The following is a 19,709-nucleotide window of genomic DNA, read 5'->3' as shown; positions in this document are numbered from 1 at the left end:
TTTTCTCCCCCTAGCTTAGAATGTTACACCTGATTCAAGAATAATATTTGAATATGGCGTCATTTCTCCAGTCCGAATAAAGGCATGCGTCTTAGCAAGATTCTTTTTCAAATCGCTATGAGGCATAAATGCGATGTCAACATCGGGTAAAGCCTTTTTGATGTTTTCTAATTGCTTTGGATTTTGGTCTTTGATCTCGTCTGCCAAATAAATTTTTTGAACTTTCATTTCTTTCAAAACGTTATTCAAGACATCCATAAAACTTGGCAATTCTTTATCTACTGCCAAATCAATCTTTTTTGTTCCAAATGGAACCGGCATTCCCGCGTCACCAATCGAAAGCCAATCCATATGTCCCATATTGGCAACAACTGCGGAAACCTCTGAATTAATAATCCCTGTTTTTTTCATTAAGCTTACTCCTTACTTTTCTGCTAATGCTTTTACAACCATCTCATAATCTGGAATGGATGGCATTGCTCCCATTTGCTGAACAGTCAAACTAGATGCACGTTGAGCATATACCAATGCTTTATCAACATTTGACAGGTCCTTCTCTAATTGTGAACTTAGTGCTCCAAGGAACGTATCACCTGCTGCTGTAGTATCTACAGCTTTGACCTTAAATGCTGGCACCAATCCATGTGCTGTTGGCGTTGAATAGAAGACACCCTTAGATCCTAATGTAATCAAAAGATGCTTAACGCCACGTTCACGGAAGTATTCTGCACTCTTTAACATTGATTCTTCATCAGTAATCGTAATTCCCGTTAAAAGCGCACACTCACTCTCATTTGGCGTGATAACATCGGTATATTTTAATAATTCAGGCAAAATTTCATGAGCTGGCGCCGGGTTTAAGAGCGTTGTTACTCCGTGTTCTTTAGCCTGTTTAAATGCAGCCAATGTCACTTCTTGTGGAGTTTCAAATTGACTAATTAAGAAATCGGCGTCAGATAGTACATCTTCAATCCCGACTAAGACATCCGTAGTCATTGCTTGATTAGCACCACCATACACCATAATGTCATTTTGACCATTGGCGTCAAGAGTAATCGCCGCGCTACCAGTACCATGTAATTTATCAGTCATAATATGGTGAGTATCAATGCTGTCATCTGTTAATGATTCCAGCATATAAGTCCCTTCTTTATCAGAACCCACGGCCCCAATAAAAGCAGTTACCGCACCAGATCGAGCTGCCGCTACCGCTTGATTAGCACCCTTACCACCTGGAGCAGAACTTTTACTTACTGCAGAGATAGTTTCGCCAGGTTGTGGGAAACGATCGACATGATAAGTCGTATCAACATTAATGCTTCCCAAAACAACTACATTATTGCTCATAAATATACTCCTAACTTTGTGAATTTTTTATAAAACGAGACTTAAATATCCTATCACATTTTGAAAGTGATTACAAAATTAATTAGCTTTTATAGTTTATCGATATACCTTTAAAGACTGCGAAAACGCTTTTTGTCAAAGTAAATAATTTTTCAATGAGTAATTTGTGAGATTCTTTCATAATCTACCAATAAATAATCGTAGTTACTGTCATTTTCCTTTGATGTTAAGGCAATTTAACCTCGCTAAAGATTTCACGATATTTAAAAAAGAAAAAGCATAAAGCTATGAGAGAACTACCTCAAGCCTTACACTTTTAATTATTAATCGCGGCGTCCAATAATTCTTACTTCAGTTTCTAAATCAACGCCAAATTTCTCTTTAACTGTTTTTTGGACATGGTGGATTACATTTACGTAATCAGCTGCAGTCCCATGGTCAATGTTGACAATAAAGCCCGCATGTTTAGTTGAGACCTGAGCACCACCAGATGTATAACCTTGTAGACCGGCATCATGAATTAATTTACCTGCATAATATCCTTCCGGTCGCTTAAATACACTTCCGCAAGACGGTAAATCAAGGGGCTGCTTTGCTGCACGACGATCGTTTAAATCATCCATTTTGGCTTTTATTTCATCGTAATCACCAGGTTCAAGGGTAAAGGTCGCATCCAATACCACCCCATTATTTTCTTGAATACTGCTATGACGATAGCCAAAATCTAACTCCTTATTTGAAAGATGCTTGATTGTCCCATCTGGCAACATAACCGTCACATCAGTAACAACGTTTTTGGTCTCGCCACCATACGCCCCAGCGTTCATAAAAATGGCCCCGCCAATACTTCCAGGAATTCCTGCAGCAAATTCTAATCCAGTAAGATTGTTATCGCGAGCAGCCTTAGTAGTATCAATATATGACGCTCCGGCTTGAGCCGTCACTTTATTGTCTTGAACCGCTATTTTATTAAGACGGGTAAGAATTATCGTTAAATCATCTACCCCACCGTCACCAACAATTAAGTTACTTGCGTTTCCAAGAACAGTTAACGACATACTATGTTCCCGAACATAATCTACTAATTCTTTAACCTGATCAACCGTTTCAGGAAAGGCTAGCCAATCAGCTGGTCCCCCAGTATGAGTGTAAGTATAATTCATTAATGGTTCATCTTGTTTAATTTCAATATCAGGAAACTCATTCATCAAATTAGCCATTTTATTTTCTTCCTTTTTGTATTTACTTTCAAAAGCTATTGTATCATTTTTCTATATTAAAAGTTTTGAAAAATGATTAGTTGATTGTACAATAATAATATTGAAATTTGCAAGGAGGGTACTAAATGAACTTTGTAGCTATGGACTTTGAAACTGCAAGCGGTAAACGTTATAGTGCCTGTTCATTAGCATTAACGATTGTTCGCAACGGACAGATCGCTGATGAGTTCTATACACTAATTAATCCCCATACTGACTTTTTCTGGCGTAACATTCAAATTCATGGGATTCATGAACGCGATGTTTTGAATGCGCCAGACTTTCCAGCAGTATGGCAACACGTTAAACAGTTTTTTACTCCTGATAAGCTAGTAATTGCGCATAATAATCGTTTTGACAACAGTGTCTTAAAAAACACTCTTGAACACTATCAGCTTGAAGTGCCGGCTTATCAAACCCTTGACACAGTTACCAGTAGTCGCCGATTAATCCCCGGCTTAGCAAATTATAAGTTAAATACCGTATGTGATGCATTAAATATTGATCTTCATCACCACCATAACGCACTTGATGATGCTCAAGCCTGCGCTAATATTTTACTCTACCAGAGTCAGCACTTTACCCCGCAACAAATCCAACCTTTTATTAAAATGGTGGGATGAAAGGAGACATAATGACAGAAATTAAACTTAAGGGCGGCCAGCTTAGCCTCAAACAATTAAACGCTATTTTTAAAACTATCCCTGTTGAATTTGATTTTATTGACGAGAATGATATCGTCCGATGGTCCTCGGCGAATAAACATCGTCTCTTCAAGCGAACAGATAGTGACCTTGGAAAGCATGTATTAGAAGTTCATCCTGGCCATAGCCAAAACCATGTTAAACAGGTTCTTCATGATATGCACAGTGGGGATCGTGACTCAATTAATATCATGATTAAACACCATGATCATCCCGTTAACATTGCTTTTTATGCCCTTCGTGATGAAGATGACCATTATTTAGGATGCGTTGAAGTTACCCAAGATGTTAGCACCCACCAACAAAAAGGTTCCCGCTGGCGCAACATTAAACAAATTTTTCATAAAAAATAAGGGTTCAGGTTGTTGGATATCCAACACCTGAATCCTTATTTTCTTGGCCGGTATTTCATCTGAATAACACGGTGTCCTTCTTCAATTGTCCTCCCAGTATCCACAAAATTTAGTTGATGGTATAACTTAATTGCTGCCACATTATCCTCAAAGACTGTTAAGACTAAGTTCTCCAAACTACTATACGTATTAAACCAGTATTCAGCTTCATCAACTAGCAAACGGCCAATCCCATTTCGCCAATACTTTTTACGGACAATTACGCCTAGTTCACCGGTAGTTGGTTGGTTTTCTAATACCATTACCGTTACCATGCCAACAATTTCATCCTCTAGCATCGCTAATAGCATCACACAATCATCGAACTGGTTAATTAAGTCGATATTTCTAGCTTCTTCTGTTTGACTAACTTCATTTAAATGCGGAATGAGAACCGCATCACTTTCCATGGCAGTTTCCCGCAAAAATTTTAAAACCTGCTCAGCATCTTTGCTTGTAGCCAACTTAATTGAAATCTCGTCTGCCATTACTCAATCACGCCTCTTACGATTTGATTAAAATGTTTGCCATGTGGTTCAAATTCGAGTACTCGCGTATCATCATCACCTGTCCGCTTGAAGTGAATTGCCAAAAAGTCTGCAGGTAATTCATCTTCAACAAACTCAGCCCATTCAACAACTGATACCCCGTCGCCATCAAAGTATTCTTCAAGTCCTAAGTCCTCTGCTCCACCATTTTCCAAACGATAAGCGTCCATATGGTATAACGGTAACCGCCCATCTTGATATTCATGAATGATGGTAAAAGTTGGACTTTTAATAATATCTGGTATTTCCAGCCCCTTAGCAAGGCCCTTAGTAAAAGTCGTTTTCCCAGCACCGAGATCCCCATCTAGAACTAAGACATCACCTGCTACTAACTGTTGACCAATCTTTTCTCCAAGATCAATCGTTTTCTCACGGCTTGTCATGGTTAATTTTTCCATATTAATCTCTCCTGCTTCATAATAACTAGCCCTATTGTAGCCTATTCAGCCAAAAACAAAAAGAGTATAGGATAGAACTAGCTTATCTGGTTCGTAATTCTACCTCCCTTCAGCTGGCTAAGCTGGTCAAATGATGATTTATTAACAGTTGACTACCAGCTAGCTACTATCTTTGTTGTATTTTCATATTTAAAACAACAAAGAGACTGAGTTTTCCCCAGCCTCTACTATTTTAATAAACAATAACAAGATAACATGACCAATAACCACAAGATTCGCGTCTAAGTGCGAATAATAAGCAACCTGTAACGTGCTAATCATCGTCTTAACTTAGCAAACTGCCTTATCGAGAAGGTTATTTTCCACTCCCAATTAATTTTATAGTGCTTGAGCAGCGGTAATCATTGCAACCTTGTATACATCATCTTCACTGCATCCCCGTGAAAGATCGGCAATTGGGGCATTAAGTCCTTGCAAGATTGGTCCCACGGCCGTAAAGCCACCAAAACGTTGAGCAATCTTGTAACCAATATTACCAGCTTCCAAACTAGGGAAGATAAAGACGTTGGCGTGACCAGCAACCTTTGAACCTGGCGCCTTTAATTCACCAACTTCTGGAACAACAGCCGCATCAAATTGTAATTCACCATCAACAGGCAATTCTGGATCCATATCGTGGACAAGGTTAGTAGCATCGGCAACCTTGGTAACCATGTCACCCTTTGCCGATCCCTTAGTAGAGAAGCTAAGGAGGGCAACCTTAGGATCAATTTCAAATAGGCGTGCCGTTTCTGCACTTTGAACAGCAATTTCTGCCATTGTTGGCGCATCTAATTCAATGTTAATTGCACAATCAGCAAAGATATAACGCTTATCACCTTTAAGCATTAAGAATGCACCACTAATACGGTGAGCGCCTGGCTTGGTTTTAACAATTTGTAAAGCCGGCCGAACTGTTGAACCAGTTGAATGAACAGCACCAGATACCATTCCGTCAGCCTTTCCCATATAGACAAGCATAGTTCCAAAGTAGCTAACATCTTCAAGCATCTTATGAATTTGTTCAGGAGTATTCTTACCCTTCCGCCGTTCCATTAGTGAGTCAAACATTGCTTGCTTATCTTCTTCAGGATAAGTAGCGGGATCAATAATTTGTAAACCAGCAAGATCAAAGTTATTTTCTGTAGCAACTTTTTCAATTGCATCCTGATCACCAAGAAGGATCGGCTCTACTAAACCATCTTTCTTCAACCGGACGGCAGCGCCTAAAATCCGCTTATCTTCACCTTCAGGAAAAACAATTGTCTTATTTTGTCCCTTTACCTTTGCAGCAATCTCATCAAATAATTCCATAATGCAAGTACCTCCTTAATGGTTACTAAACATTTTAAAGTTGTGACTTTCTATCTCGTCACGCCTTTATCAATAATTGGTTGGGCAGGTAACTGCCAGTCGATTGGCTGTTCTCCCATTGCTTGAAGTGCCTCATTAGTCTTTGAAAATGGCCGTGATCCAAAGAAACCACGATTTGCAGATAGTGGACTAGGGTGAGCCGATTCCAAGACGATATTAGTGGTGGTATTAATCAATTGTTTTTTATTCCGGGCTGCTCGTCCCCAGAGGATAAAGACAACTGGTTTAGGACGTTCAGACAAAGCATGGATAGCCGCATCTGTTAATTGTTCCCAACCATGACCACGATGCGAGTACGCTTGCCCCGCACGAACTGTCAAGACAGAATTTAGTAACAAGACACCTTGGTCTGCCCACTTTTTTAAGTAGCCATGATTAACTGGTGTACAGCCTAAGTCAGCTTGCAGTTCTTTGTAGATATTCTGTAATGATGGCGGAACTGGAACACCCGGCAATACTGAAAAGCTGCACCCATGGGCCTGATTAGGTCCGTGGTATGGATCTTGCCCAAGAATAACAACCTTCACCTTACTAAACGGTGTCCATTCAAATGCTTCAAAAATATGATGCATTTCGGGATAAATTGTTTGATGTGTATATTCTTCTTTTAAGAAATTATGCAACTGTGCATAGTATGCACTTTCAAACTGGGGCTTTAAGACTTCCCACCAGTCATTATGAATTAATTGTTTCACGATTATTAGCACCTCGCCTATTATTTTAGCATAATTAAACATCATGATGCGATAAATTGGAAGCGTTTTTTATTGTTAGAAGTTTATTCACCAATTTTAGCAATAAGCTGGTAAAATAAAAGATAGATTATCAAAGAATGGTGGTGGCAAAGTGCGACAATTATATATTCGTGATCGTTCAACAGATTTACACGGGACAACTGTTATTCGCGATAAAAATGGCAAATCCTGCTATCTCCTTGTCGGTAAGTGGGGAATAAGACACGATGCCCTATCATTGTATGCAATTGATGGCGCACTTTTAGCCGAAGTAAAACAACTTTCACTAGGTCTATTACCAAAATTTGCATTATATGTTAACCGTCAACGCGTTGGAACAATTGGCAAAGGCTTTGGTCTTGTTCAACAGGTCGTCTACATTCGGGGCATCAATTGGATTATCGTTGGTTCCCCTTTAACAAGTCGTTATCGGGTATTTTATGGTAGCCACTTAGTTTTTTCTATTCATCCGGTTAAACTTTCAAGCGGTTATTGTCACGAATTAAAAGTAAATAATAAAAATGATGAGCCATTAGCCATTCTCGTTGCTAGCATCCTGAATCACTGGGCACGACGAAGCAATCAAGAACCGATTTTCGCTAAATTATTAAAACGTTCTCCAAATTTAGGAACAAGCATGTCATTTTCGATTAGTAACCAATTAAATCTATCAATTAACTAAGAAAGTAAAATAAAAGGTTGTTGATAATTGCACTTCTCTATCTGGCAATTATTAACAACCCTTTTTATTTAATAATGCTTCATTACCCGTTCAATTTCTCGGTTTTGTTCACGTCGCTTAATTGCTTCCCGTTTATCATATTGATGTTTACCCTTCGCCAGCCCTAAGAGGACTTTTGCGTAACCATGCTTAATATACATTTTTAACGGAATAAGCGTAACCCCTTTATCTTGTAAAGCACCATTAAGTTTATTAATTTCTTTTTTATGCAATAATAACTTTCGATTGCGCAACGGATCTTGATTAAAATACGTACCGTTATCATATTCACTGATATGCACGTTCATTAACCATGCTTCACCATTACGAACCTGTGCAAATCCATCCTTAAGATTAACCCGGTGAGCACGAACCGACTTTATTTCGGTTCCTGTTAAGACCAAGCCTGCTTCAACTGTGTCTGTTACAAAATAATCGTGACGGGCCTTTTTATTTTGAGCAATTAAGTTATCGCTATTTGGCTGCTGGGATTTTTTTGCCATAATATTCCTCCCCACTTTTAATGGTGACGACGAACGTTTTCTTGATCACGCGAATTATTGTGGTGCCGTGTTTGTCCACGATTTATTTGCCGATTATTTTGCCGGCCATTTTCCTGATGACTACGCCGCCACTTGCCTTGTGTGTTCCGATAATGGCTTCCATTATTATTTTCACGACGACTATTATTATTTGAACGTCCATTACGACCACGACCCCGGCCGCGATACTCATCATTATGCGGTACCCGGATTTTGGTCTTTGGAGCACTTTCAGGGTTAACTAATTCAAAGTCGACCTCACGCAAATCTTTATCTGCTCGAATTAACTTAACCTTAATTGGCTGACCAATTTGGAAAATCCGATGCGAACGCCGGCCAATCAATGCCAAATGTTTTTCTGAATATTCATAATAATCATCATTCATAACGCTAATATGAATTAATCCTTCTACCGTATTTGGTAATTCGACAAATAAGCCAAACTTCATTACTGAACTAACAACAGCATCAAAAGTCTCGCCTACATGGTCTTCCATGTACTCAGCCTTCTTCATGCTATCAACATCACGTTCGGTATCAATCCCCCGTCGTTCAGTCACAGAAGTATGTTCAGCAATCTCTGGAAGCTTATCGCGCCAATGATCTTTAGCAGCTTCATTCTTTCCATGTTTGTCATACCATTTAATTAAACGGTGAACAGTATCATCAGGATACCGCCGAATTGGTGAAGTAAAGTGTGTATAATACTTTGCCCCTAATCCAAAGTGGCCTAATTCTTCATCAGAGTATTTTGCTTGTTGCATACTCCGCAATAGCATTACTTGAACCATTTGTTCTTCAGGCGTTCCTGCAACATCCTTTAATACCTTTTGCAGCATCTTCGGCTTAACATTCTTGATGTCCCCATGAACATTAATCCCAAATACGCTTAAGAAATCAACGAATGACTTAACCCGATCATTATCGGGAGTCTCGTGAATCCGGTAAAGAAATGGAACGTGTTCCTTAAAGTAGTGTTCAGCAACCGTTTCATTAGCAGCTAGCATGAATGACTCAATCATTCGTTCTGATAAGCCCCGTTCCCGCAATTGGATATCTGTTGGGTGACCTTTATCGTCAACAATAATCTTTGCTTCCGGTGCTTCAAAATCGATTGCTCCGCGCTTCTTACGGTTTTTGAGCAAGAGTTTGTGAATTTCACCCATCGTCTCAAACATTGGTACAAGATCTTCATATTGCTTTATTGTCTTTGCATCGTGAGATTCCAAAATTCGGTTTACAGCTTTATATGTCATCCGCGCATGAGATTTCATTACACTTGGGAAGATGCGGTGGTTAACAATATGTCCTTGCTCGTCAATCTCCATCTCACAGCTCATTGCCAGCCGTTCTTCTCCTGGATTTAATGAACAAATTCCATTTGAAAGACGTTTAGGAAGCATTGGTACCACCCGATCAGTAAGATAAACAGAAGTACCCCGTTTAAATGCTTCCCGATCAAGGGGGGTCCCTGGTTTAACGTAATGACTCACATCCGCAATATGAACCCCAAGATGATAATGACCATTATCCATTTTCCAAGCAACAACCGCATCATCCAAGTCTTTTGATTCAATCGCATCAATTGTCACTAATGGCTGATCCGTAATATCTTCCCGTCCTTTTTTTTCTTCAGGAAGGACTTGTAGTGGAATCTTATTAGCCTGTTCCATTACTTCTTTAGGGAATTCATGCGGGACATCATGAGCATAGATTACCGACATAATGTCAATTCCCGGTTCATCCTTATCCCCGATGACCTCTGTCACTGCCCCGGTTAATACTTGGGGAGCCTCATCACTCGGATAAGTCTCAATCGTTGCGGTAACAACCTGACCATCTAATGGCTTTAATCCTTTATCAGTTACGTAAAAATGATATTGGGATAGCTTTTTATCTTTTAGCAAGATTTCCCCGATGTAATTTCCGACTGTTTCTTGTTTAAACTCGCCGACCATCTGCTCATACTTATGTTCAACAATCCGGGTAACCTGTCCTTCGGGGCCTTGATCGCTGCCAGGTTTAGCCGGACGTAGCACCTTAACTTCAACCGTGTCCCCGTTTAAGGCATGAAGAGTATGATCGGGATTAATATACATATCTGGCAAGTCGGGATCATAATCCACGAAACCAAATCCCTTATCATTTCCATGAAAAGTACCAACTAACGGCTGTTGTTTGATAATTGCTTCAAATTCACCTTTCTCCGTTACCTTAACTTTCTTCTCCCGTTCTAATTGAGCAAGGGCTTGGACAATGGGGGTAAACTGATCAGCATCGTTCATCCCCAATTGATGGGCAAGACGTTCAGCTGAATAACTTATGTTTGCATTGTCTGTTAAATGCGTTAATATTTTTTCTTTTAAATTATTATTTGTTGTCATTGGAAGACACCTCGAATAAATTTTGTAGATATTTTTCCACATCGGCAAATAATTGACGATGAGCCGTATTGACGGTTAATAGATGTGTTGCATCAGGATAATAGTGATAATCAACTATATTGCCATTAGCTAGCAACCGTTCTTTTAGTTGAAATCCTGATTGAGGGTCAATAATCTCGTCAGCACCACCTTGAGCGATAAAAAATGGTTGGTGGATTTGATCCAAATCGTTAGATATTTGATGAGCCATTGATTTTATCTGGTTAAGTTGATGTGGTAGGCGGATTAATAGTTTATCAATTTTTTCATGAATTATTAATGGATTAAATTTTCGTTGGCGATAATACTTCGCAGCAAGTTTAGGGAAATATTCTGGCACATTTGACTGCCCCCAAGTTGTAACTGGCGAGGCAAAAACACCTCCTCCTAGTAATTGAGGATCATTTTCAAGTGCTTTTGTTGCCAATAATCCACCTAATGAAAGACCAAACACCGCAATTTGATCAATTCCTGCATCACGAAGACGAAAAATCGCCATTCGCGTATCATCCCACCAATCTGCCGGCCCATTACTCGCCAGCACATTCTTAGGATCGCCACCATGGCCACTCAATAGGGGGGCAAAAACGGTATATCCTTGCCAATTGAGTTGCCGCCCCAACATGCGAACATCATTGGTATTACCAGTGTATGCATGAATTAAAATGACACCACGTCGTCCGCTATGAGGAAAGAAAAAAGATTCACCAGTATATGTTTTCACTAAACCATCCCCCAAACTTTACCGCGTAGTGATAAAAAAGCCTCCTGGAATCACAATAACTTCAGGAGGCACTTTAAATTTAATGTGACGAGACGTAAATCATTGCCAATGCCAGAATAAAGAAGAGTGCACCACAAATCGTTGTAACAATTTGCATAACTGCTTCAAATCCCCGTGCTTTACGACGCGAGAATAAGTCACCAGCACCACCAGTCAATGCTGACATTGCATCATTATCGTTTTTTGCTGGTTGCATCATCACACATGCGATTAATACAACGCAATCAATTAAGAATAAAGTCATTAATGTGTTATACAAGGAATTCTCCTCCTAATACTTTCACGCTATTATCTCAATTATCATACCATACTTACAGTTCTATTGCTATCCTTGCGCATAATGAGCTGCACGGGTAACTTTATAATATACTTGCCGAGTAGCTGCTGAGTTTACCCGTAAAATTAACGTATCACCTGCTAAAAGTTTCGTTTGCCCGTTTGGAATTATTTTTTCCTCGCCACGGCAGACTACCATTACAATAGTGTCTGCTGGCCAATGATAGTCTTTTACTTGGCAGCCATCTAACTGAGCTCCAGCATAAATCGTGATTGGCATTGTTACATCTTCTTTATGCTTTCGTTGTTGGGGATTATTACCGATAAAAGCATTAAACATTGCTGTATAAACCGGCTCCCCATGCAATATATCAACTACTAAGTAAGCAACAACGGCCACCAATGCTAACGGCATCAGATGCGCTAATGAACCCACCATTTCTGTAATTAATAGGATAGCAGTAAAAGGCGCCTTACTAATACAAGCAAAATAGCCAGCCATCGCATAAATAATAAAATTAGGTAAATAACGGATAGGCATTAACCCGAGACGAACCATTAACGCACAATACACAGCTCCTAAAATCGCTCCTAATGTCAGAATCGGTAAAAAGATCCCTCCAGGCAGTTGTGAACCATAACTAATCATCGAAAAGACAAAACGCAATACAAACAATCCAACAAATAACGAGAGCGAAAATGGCAAAGAACGCAACCCACTAATCAGCTCATTACCGCCGCCAAGAGTTAACGGGAAGTACCACGCAATTGGAATCACCAAGATGAATGGAATAATCGGATAAGCAATTGGTGGTAAATGCGGTATTCTGGCTGCCCATGAGTTTAAATTTAGGATAACAACCTGGTATAGGCGCCCAAGGACTCCGAGAATAATTCCTAAAACAATCAGGTGCCAGTAAAGATCATTCGGCAACATGTAATTATAAGGAACATTCAAGACTGGTCGTAAGCCAAAAAACTGCATTGAAACCATATTTGAGCAAAGCGCACTAACAAAAGTCGACAGCCAAATTACAGGAGAAAAGTTATGGTAAACCTCTTCTAAAATAAAAATAGTAGCTGCGATAGGGGCATTGAAGGCCGCTGAAAGCCCAGCTGCTGCGCCACTTGCAATCCCAATTTGGCGATTTAAATGACCGACTTTAGCCGTTTCTTCTATTCCTTGACCAATCGTTGCCCCTAATTGAATCGAGGGCCCTTCTCGACCAAGATATAGGCCAGAACCAATGGCAAAAATTCCACCGACAAATTTTCGCCATAAAACCGGCCACCATTTTTCGTCAAATTGATTAGTTAACTGTCCTTCAACTTGCGGAATCCCTGACCCTTTAATATCTGGATTGCGTTGCGCTAACCAACCAAGAATTAAAGCAAGGATGATTGAACCTCCCAACCATAAAAAGAGGCCCCACGGATGAGTATGAAAATATGTAAAACTAGCCCTAACAAATTGCAAAAAAAACTGAATTGTTAACCGAAAGACACTCACAACTAATCCGGTTAATATTCCAATTAAAATTGCACGCAGTAACTGATTGAACTGATTATAGCGATGAAATGTTTGTTTTCTACTTTCCATCTTCTTCTCCAATTATTAAAAGTCTACTAGCCATTTTACTACAATCATTCGATGATAGAAAATAGGAGTAGCCAAGAAATTAACCGTAACTCCTTGCTACTCCCATCAAGATATTAAATTTTTAAGCTTTTTCGGTCTTAAAGCCGTGCCGAACAAGATAAACGACTACTGCTAAGATTAATACTGCCGCACCAACAATTACGGAAACACGGGTATCGGGATTGATGAACATAAAGATCACAATCACAATTAGCATGATAAACGCGAAATAATTAGAAAATGGATATAACGGCAACTTAAATGGATGGTCAAGCATTAAATCCTTGTTATTACGCCGAAAACGTAACTCCGCCCACAGAATTACAAACCACGGAATCATTCCGGGAAGCACTGAGGAACTGAAGACAACAACGAACATATCAGAAGTTGAATGACTATAAACTGATGAAATCATGTCAATAATAAAACCAATAAGAATTCCACCAGAAATCCCTAAAATTGCCGCATCGGGAACAATTCTTTTCGACAACCGTCCAAAAATCTTGGGCGCATCCCCTTCGTGTGACAACTTAAAGAGCATCCGACTAGAACTGTAGATTCCAGAGTTTGCTCCTGAAAGAGCAGCCGTTAACACAACAAAGTTAATAATCGAAGCAGCGGCCGTAATCCCAACTTTCGCAAAGGTTGATACAAATGGTGACCCCACACTACTTAACTCATTCCATGGATAAATAGTAACAATAACAAAAATTGCACCAACATAAAAAATCAAGATTCGGAAAAGCACTGATTTAACTGATTTAATAATCGCCTTTTGAGGGTTAGCAACCTCACCCGCAGAAATACCTAATAATTCAATTCCTTCGTATGAACCGACGATAATTGACATGGAGAAGAAGAAACCACTCCATCCACCAGTAAAGAAACCGCCATGCGCCCATAAATTACTAAAACCAGTAGGATGTCCGCCATTACCAAAGCCGAAGAAAATCACCATAAATCCTAATAAGATCATGAAGATAATCGTAACAACCTTAATCATCGCAAACCAAAATTCCAGTGATCCATATGCCTTTGCACTTGCCAGATTTGCTAATACTAAGAAAATAATAATAACGATTCCGGCAACCCATGTATGCATATGGGGCCACCAATATTTTAGATATTCAGTTGCCGCAACAACCTCAGACATTCCCACAACGATGTATTCAAACACATTGGCCCACTTAGCAAGATAACCAGCGAGGGGATGGACATATTCAGTTGCGTAATCCGCAAAAGATCCCGTCCCCGGATTGATATAAATCATCTCTCCTAACGCTCGCATTACAATATATAAAATCAAACCAACAAATGCATATGCAAGTAAAACAGACGGTCCAGTCCACTTAATGGTCGAAGTCGAACCCATAAAAAGTCCAACCCCGATTGCACCACCAAGTGAAATCATCTCCATCTGACCAGCAGTCATCGAACGATTAAGCTCTGGTGCCGATTTTTTCATTTGTATCATTATCCTTTCGTCAATTTAACTCTTAAAGATTATATTATATTTTTTACAAAATTCCAACGGCTTTTTCTCATTATTTTTTAATATAAACAATGTAATCGTTTTTCGTCTTATTTTAATTAATGCTAATCGTTTAGCCATTGCGGTTGTTACTTTACTTTACTATTTAAAATAAGCATAAAAAAGAGACCATGGAAATTAATCCATAGTCTCTATAAACTCTTAGAGATTTATTCTAAGATTAACGGTTTTCGATATCTTGACGAGCTTGTTGGCTCAAGTTGTAGAATGAGTGAATACCCTTGTATTGAGCAACATCACCAAGTTGATCTTCAATCCGCATTAATTGGTTGTACTTAGCAAGACGATCAGTCCGGCTCATTGAACCAGTCTTGATTTGTCCAGCATTAGTAGCAACAACTAAGTCAGCAATAGTTGTATCTTCAGTTTCACCAGAACGGTGGGAAACAATAGCAGTGTAACCAGCTTCCTTAGCCATTTCAATAGCTTCAACAGTTTCAGTTAAAGTACCAATTTGGTTAAGCTTGATTAAGATTGAGTTAGCAGCACCCATTTGGATACCCTTCTTTAAGTAATCAGTGTTAGTTACAAAGAAGTCATCACCAACGAGTTGTACTTTCTTACCTAACTTATCAGTAATCGTTACCCAGTCATCCCAGTTGTTTTCGTCAATTGGGTCTTCAACAGATACTACAGGGTACTTTTCGATAATTCCTGATAAGTAGTTAATCCATTCTTCAGTGCTGTATTCTTCACCAGTTGACCAACGAAGCTTGTACTTCTTGTCTTCATCGTTCCATAATTCTGAAGCAGCAACGTCAAAGGCGATAGCAATGTCCTTACCTGGCTTGTAACCAGCATCTTCAATAGCCTTGATCAAGTATTCGAATGGTTCTTCGTTGTTAGCAAAGTCAGGAGCAAATCCACCTTCGTCACCAACAGAGGTTACCTTACCAGCAGCTTCCAATTCCTTCTTCAAAGCGTGGAAAGTTTCTGAGCCCCAACGAATAGCTTCACGAACAGTTGGTGCACCAACTGGCATGATCATAAATTCTTGGAAATCAACCTTGTTATCTGAGTGAGCACCACCGTTAATAACGTTCATCATTGGTGTTGGCAATACGTGAGCGTTAAAACCACCAAGGTAGTTGTAAAGAGGTACTTGTAATTCGTCAGCAGCAGCCCGAGCAGCAGCCAATGAAACAGCTAAAATAGCATTAGCACCTAACTTACCCTTGTTTGGAGTACCGTCTAACTTGATCATTGCCTTATCAATAGCGATTTGGTCAGTGACTTCCATCCCTACGATTTCCTTAGCAATAATGTTGTTTACGTTTGAAACAGCCTTTAAAACACCCTTACCGCCAAAACGGTTCTTGTCGCCGTCACGTAATTCAACAGCTTCGTGTTCACCAGTTGAAGCACCTGAAGGAACGATACCGCGGCCTACGCCACCGGCTTCTGTATAAACTTCTGCTTCAACTGTTGGGTTACCACGTGAATCAAGGACTTCACGTGCATAAATATCTGTAATGAGTGACATTTGATGAATCTCTCCTCTGTCATTTATTTGGAAAGCAATTCCAATTATCATTGTATTATTTTACACAATTAAAAACAAGCATTTAACAAGCTAATGGTGAACTAATTGTAAAAATGTTTGCGGATCTAAGCTAGCGGTTCCGACAAGTACCCCATCAATATCTGCTTTAGCCATCAGCGCATTGATATTAGCATTTGTAACACTGCCCCCATAAAGGATACGGACATTATTAGCAACTGCATCGCCATACATATCACTAATCGTTTGTCGAATTAGGTAACATCCTTCTGCCGCTTGCTCTGGATCAGCGCTCTCACCAGTTCCGATTGCCCAACTTGGTTCATAGGCAATCGTTACATGACATATTTCGTCATTAGATAATCCGTGGAGGTCCGCTAAAATCCTACTGACTACCCAGTGAACCTTTTTCCCTGCTATCCGGCGTCCCATCGTATCATCACAACATACAATTGGGCATAATCCATTTTGCAAAGCCGCTTTAACCTTCTTATTGATTAACTCATCTGTTTCGTGAAAATACGTTCTCCGTTCAGAATGTCCTAAGATAACATGATGAATTCCTGCTTGATATAAAGCATACGGGCTAGTTTCGCCAGTATACGCTCCCCTATCTTTATAATAACAATTTTCCGCCATTATCTTTAATGGGGAGCCACCAGCAGCCTTTACCATTGGCACTAAACAAAGCGTCGGCGCTGCAAGGGCTGTTTCAAGCTGGCTTGCTGGTGGCAAATGATCTTTAATTTGATTAACAAATGAGACTGCCTCTTGGACATCTTTATTCATTTTCCAATTTCCAGCAATAATCGGTACTCTCATTACTCGCACCTCCTAAAAAACTTCTCAGCAAGATAGTTGACTTAGCTAGAGCTGTAATTATAATCATCGTTCGTACTTAGAACTGAGCCTTACGGTTATCTTCTGCAATTAAACTTTATAAGATTCACAGACCGAAAAAGGCTGGTGAAAAAACTAAAGTTTTTTCCCAGCCCCGTTAATTTATGCGCAGACAGCAAGCTACCTATGCTTACTTTTCAGAAATTGCAGCAATTCCTGGTAATTCCTTACCTTCAAGGTAGGTCAATGATGCTCCACCACCAGTTGAAATGTGAGTAAGCTTATCTGCAACGCCTAATTCTTTAACAGCAGCAGTTGAGTCACCACCACCGACAATCGTAGTTGCATCTGATAATGTACCAAGGAACTTACCAATTTCTAGAGTTCCCTTAGCAAAGTTAGGCATTTCGAATACACCCATTGGTCCATTCCAAACAACAGTCTTAGCATCCTTTAAAACATTTTCAAATTCTTCAACAGACTTAGGACCGATATCAAGAGCCATCCAGCCATCGTCAATATCGCCTTCTACTACCTTAGTATCAGCATCGTTATTAAACTTGTCAGCAACAACATTGTCGATTGGTAAGACTAACTTATCGCCAGCCTTGTCTAAGATCTGCTTGGCAACCTCAATCTTGTCCTTTTCAACAAGTGAGTTACCAACCTTGATCCCCTTAGCAGCATAGAATGTGTAAGCCATTCCACCACCGATAATAATCTTATCAGCTTTTTCAAGAAGGTTATCAATAACACCAATCTTATCAGAAACCTTTGCACCACCAAGAATAGCAACAAATGGACGTTCTGGATTATCAACAGCATCACCTAAGAACTTGATTTCCTTTTCCATCAAGTAACCAGCCGCTGCCTTGCCTGGCATATTTGTAGCAATACCAACATTTGATGCGTGCTTACGGTGAGCAGTACCAAATGCATCGTTTACAAATACATCGCCAAGTGAAGCCCAGTACTTCCCTAATTCAGGGTCATTACCAGATTCACGCTTTACATATTCGCCATCCTTAACATCTTCGTAACGAGTATTTTGAACAAGCAAAACATCGCCATTCTTCATGTTATCGATAGCATCTTCTAGTTGCTTTCCTTCAGTAACTGGAACAAATGTTACTGGCTTGTTTAATAGGTTAGAAAGACGTTCTGCAACTGGACGAAGTGAAAGTCCTGGCTTATCTTCTTCTTTCTTAATCCGACCAAGGTGTGAGAATAAGATTGCCCGGCCACCATGGTCAATAACGTATTTAATTGTTGGTAAAGCTGCAACGATCCGGTTATCGTCACCCACAACACCATCTTTAATTGGAACATTAAAGTCAACACGCATTAATACTTTCTTGCCTTCTAAAGGAAGGTCTTCAACAGTCAATTTAGCCATTGTATTATGTCTCCTCTTCTCTTGATGAAAAAAGGCGGGCGGAGTATTCCTCCTCCCACCTTAAATCAATTAATTCAACTTGTTACTTCAAATTAAAGAGTAGCAAAGTGAAGTAAAGTCCGAATCATGTTGCTAGTGAAGCCGTATTCGTTGTCGTACCAAGCAACAGTCTTAACTAATTGTGAACCATCGTCACCTTCCATAATTTCAGTTTGGGAAGGATCGAATACTGAACCGTATGTTGAACCGATAATATCAGTTGAAACAATTGGATCTTCAGTGTAACCGAATGCTGGGTTAGTAGCCTTCTTCATAGCATCGTTGATTTGGTCAACAGTAACCTTCTTGTCTAAGATAGAAACAAGTTCAGTTAATGAACCGTCAACAACACCAACACGTTGTGCGTGACCTGAAAGCTTACCGTTTAATTCAGGAATAACTAAACCAATAGCCTTAGCAGCACCACTTGAGTGAGGAATAGTGTTTACACTTGCAGTACGGTTGTTACGCATCTTCTTACCACGAGGGCCATCAAGGATAGCTTGAGTAGAAGTAAATGCGTGGATAGTAGTCATAGTACCAACCTTAACACCAAATTCGTCATTTAAGACCTTAGCCATTGGTGCCAAGCAGCTAGTAGTACATGAACCAGCTGAAACAATAACATCGTCCTTGTTCAAAGTATCAAGGTTAACACCAGGAACAACAGTTGGGATGTTACCAGCAGGTGCTGAAATCAATACACGCTTTGCACCAGCGTCAATGTGTGCTTGTGACTTTTCAGCAGAAGTGTAGAAACCAGTACATTCAAGGACAAAGTCAACACCATCGTTCTTTACCCAAGGAATGTTACGAGCATCACGTTCAGCATATACAGGGTATTCCTTACCATCAACAACAATACCAGTATCAGTAGCTGTAACTTCACCTGGGAACTTACCATGAGTTGAGTCATACTTAAGTAAGTATGCCAACATGGAAGGAGTAGTCAAATCGTTGATTGCAACAACTTCAATGTCATCTGTGTTGAGTTCGTGAATCCGACGAAATGCTAAACGACCAATACGGCCAAAACCGTTAATACCAATTTTTACAGTCATACTGCAAATTCCTCCTTTAGGAAAAACATAATTAGTGTACTTGCTTAGTTTATCACATTACATCAGCATCGCAACTCTCAACCATTGTAAGTGACGTAGTGGTAAGGTCTAAGCAATATACAACTCCTACGATACTTATG

General features: G+C 39.7%; 20 protein-coding genes. 3 read left to right on the top strand and 17 right to left on the bottom strand.

Annotated elements, in window-relative coordinates; translation table 11 throughout:
• Positions 1-15: 15 nt before the first annotated feature.
• The 3 genes from rbsD to murB form a co-directional block, all read right to left on the bottom strand.
• Positions 16-411: a D-ribose pyranase gene (gene rbsD / locus DTK66_RS07725; RefSeq protein ID WP_153930559.1), complete on the bottom strand. Its 396-nt coding sequence runs from the start codon at positions 409-411 to the stop codon at positions 16-18.
• Positions 412-423: 12 nt separating this feature from the next.
• Positions 424-1,347, bottom strand: coding sequence for a ribokinase (rbsK, locus tag DTK66_RS07720; RefSeq protein ID WP_191668290.1), 924 nt, complete (start codon positions 1,345-1,347; stop codon positions 424-426).
• 323 nt (positions 1,348-1,670) lie between these two features.
• Positions 1,671-2,567 carry a UDP-N-acetylmuramate dehydrogenase gene (murB, locus tag DTK66_RS07715; RefSeq protein WP_191668289.1) on the bottom strand — a complete coding sequence of 299 codons (897 nt, stop codon included), beginning with the start codon at positions 2,565-2,567 and terminating at the stop codon, positions 1,671-1,673.
• 125 nt (positions 2,568-2,692) lie between these two features.
• Here murB and DTK66_RS07710 point away from each other — a divergent pair, with 125 nt between their 5' ends.
• Entirely contained in the window at positions 2,693-3,229 is a 537-nt protein-coding gene (locus tag DTK66_RS07710) for a 3'-5' exonuclease (RefSeq protein WP_153931372.1), read from the top strand.
• A gap of 11 nt (positions 3,230-3,240) precedes the next feature.
• Positions 3,241-3,663: a PAS domain-containing protein gene (locus tag DTK66_RS07705; RefSeq protein ID WP_191668288.1), complete on the top strand. Its 423-nt coding sequence runs from the start codon at positions 3,241-3,243 to the stop codon at positions 3,661-3,663.
• Positions 3,664-3,698: 35 nt separating this feature from the next.
• Here the strand turns inward: DTK66_RS07705 and DTK66_RS07700 are convergent, their stop codons facing one another.
• From DTK66_RS07700 to DTK66_RS07685, 4 genes are all read right to left on the bottom strand, one after another.
• Entirely contained in the window at positions 3,699-4,190 is a 492-nt protein-coding gene (locus DTK66_RS07700; RefSeq protein ID WP_153931370.1) for a GNAT family N-acetyltransferase, read from the bottom strand.
• Positions 4,190-4,648, bottom strand: coding sequence for a tRNA (adenosine(37)-N6)-threonylcarbamoyltransferase complex ATPase subunit type 1 TsaE (gene tsaE, locus DTK66_RS07695; RefSeq protein ID WP_153931369.1), 459 nt, complete (start codon positions 4,646-4,648; stop codon positions 4,190-4,192). Before tsaE ends, DTK66_RS07700 begins: the two co-directional genes overlap by 1 nt.
• A gap of 378 nt (positions 4,649-5,026) precedes the next feature.
• A complete protein-coding gene (gene pta / locus DTK66_RS07690; protein ID WP_191668287.1) occupies positions 5,027-6,001 on the bottom strand; it encodes a phosphate acetyltransferase in 975 nt (324 codons plus the stop codon).
• 50 nt (positions 6,002-6,051) lie between these two features.
• Positions 6,052-6,756, bottom strand: coding sequence for a uracil-DNA glycosylase (locus tag DTK66_RS07685; protein ID WP_191668286.1), 705 nt, complete (start codon positions 6,754-6,756; stop codon positions 6,052-6,054).
• 151 nt (positions 6,757-6,907) lie between these two features.
• On the opposite strand from DTK66_RS07685, the gene DTK66_RS07680 reads away from it, so the two are divergent.
• Positions 6,908-7,477 carry an LURP-one-related/scramblase family protein gene (locus DTK66_RS07680; protein ID WP_191668285.1) on the top strand — a complete coding sequence of 190 codons (570 nt, stop codon included), beginning with the start codon at positions 6,908-6,910 and terminating at the stop codon, positions 7,475-7,477.
• A 68-nt stretch (positions 7,478-7,545) separates the two neighbouring features.
• Here DTK66_RS07680 and smpB read toward each other — a convergent pair whose 3' ends face one another.
• From smpB to gap, 10 genes are all read right to left on the bottom strand, one after another.
• Positions 7,546-8,019 carry an SsrA-binding protein SmpB gene (gene smpB, locus DTK66_RS07675; protein ID WP_153931366.1) on the bottom strand — a complete coding sequence of 158 codons (474 nt, stop codon included), beginning with the start codon at positions 8,017-8,019 and terminating at the stop codon, positions 7,546-7,548.
• Positions 8,020-8,036: 17 nt separating this feature from the next.
• Entirely contained in the window at positions 8,037-10,442 is a 2,406-nt protein-coding gene (gene rnr / locus DTK66_RS07670; RefSeq protein WP_191668284.1) for a ribonuclease R, read from the bottom strand.
• On the bottom strand, positions 10,429-11,205 hold the full coding sequence (locus tag DTK66_RS07665; protein ID WP_191668283.1) for an alpha/beta hydrolase: 777 nt from the start codon (positions 11,203-11,205) through the stop codon (positions 10,429-10,431). Before DTK66_RS07665 ends, rnr begins: the two co-directional genes overlap by 14 nt.
• Before the next feature lie 79 nt (positions 11,206-11,284).
• On the bottom strand, positions 11,285-11,524 hold the full coding sequence (gene secG / locus DTK66_RS07660) for a preprotein translocase subunit SecG (RefSeq protein ID WP_003667480.1): 240 nt from the start codon (positions 11,522-11,524) through the stop codon (positions 11,285-11,287).
• Between the two features lie 66 nt (positions 11,525-11,590).
• Complete coding sequence (locus DTK66_RS07655) at positions 11,591-13,141, bottom strand: ClC family H(+)/Cl(-) exchange transporter (protein WP_153931363.1); 1,551 nt, start codon at positions 13,139-13,141, stop codon at positions 11,591-11,593.
• Between the two features lie 121 nt (positions 13,142-13,262).
• On the bottom strand, positions 13,263-14,645 hold the full coding sequence (locus tag DTK66_RS07650; protein ID WP_153931362.1) for an amino acid permease: 1,383 nt from the start codon (positions 14,643-14,645) through the stop codon (positions 13,263-13,265).
• Between the two features lie 247 nt (positions 14,646-14,892).
• Positions 14,893-16,215: a phosphopyruvate hydratase gene (gene eno, locus DTK66_RS07645; protein ID WP_153930368.1), complete on the bottom strand. Its 1,323-nt coding sequence runs from the start codon at positions 16,213-16,215 to the stop codon at positions 14,893-14,895.
• A gap of 90 nt (positions 16,216-16,305) precedes the next feature.
• On the bottom strand, positions 16,306-17,055 hold the full coding sequence (gene tpiA, locus DTK66_RS07640; protein ID WP_191668282.1) for a triose-phosphate isomerase: 750 nt from the start codon (positions 17,053-17,055) through the stop codon (positions 16,306-16,308).
• A 208-nt stretch (positions 17,056-17,263) separates the two neighbouring features.
• Positions 17,264-18,469, bottom strand: coding sequence for a phosphoglycerate kinase (locus DTK66_RS07635; protein WP_153930366.1), 1,206 nt, complete (start codon positions 18,467-18,469; stop codon positions 17,264-17,266).
• A 92-nt stretch (positions 18,470-18,561) separates the two neighbouring features.
• Positions 18,562-19,569 carry a type I glyceraldehyde-3-phosphate dehydrogenase gene (gap, locus tag DTK66_RS07630; protein WP_153930365.1) on the bottom strand — a complete coding sequence of 336 codons (1,008 nt, stop codon included), beginning with the start codon at positions 19,567-19,569 and terminating at the stop codon, positions 18,562-18,564.
• Positions 19,570-19,709: the final 140 nt, after the last annotated feature.

Source organism: Limosilactobacillus walteri, assembly GCF_014830205.1.
Classification (GTDB): Bacteria; Bacillota; Bacilli; order Lactobacillales; family Lactobacillaceae; genus Limosilactobacillus; species Limosilactobacillus walteri.
The sequence above is the reverse complement of the archived record's forward strand: the minus strand, read 5'-3'. Positions and strand labels throughout refer to the sequence as shown.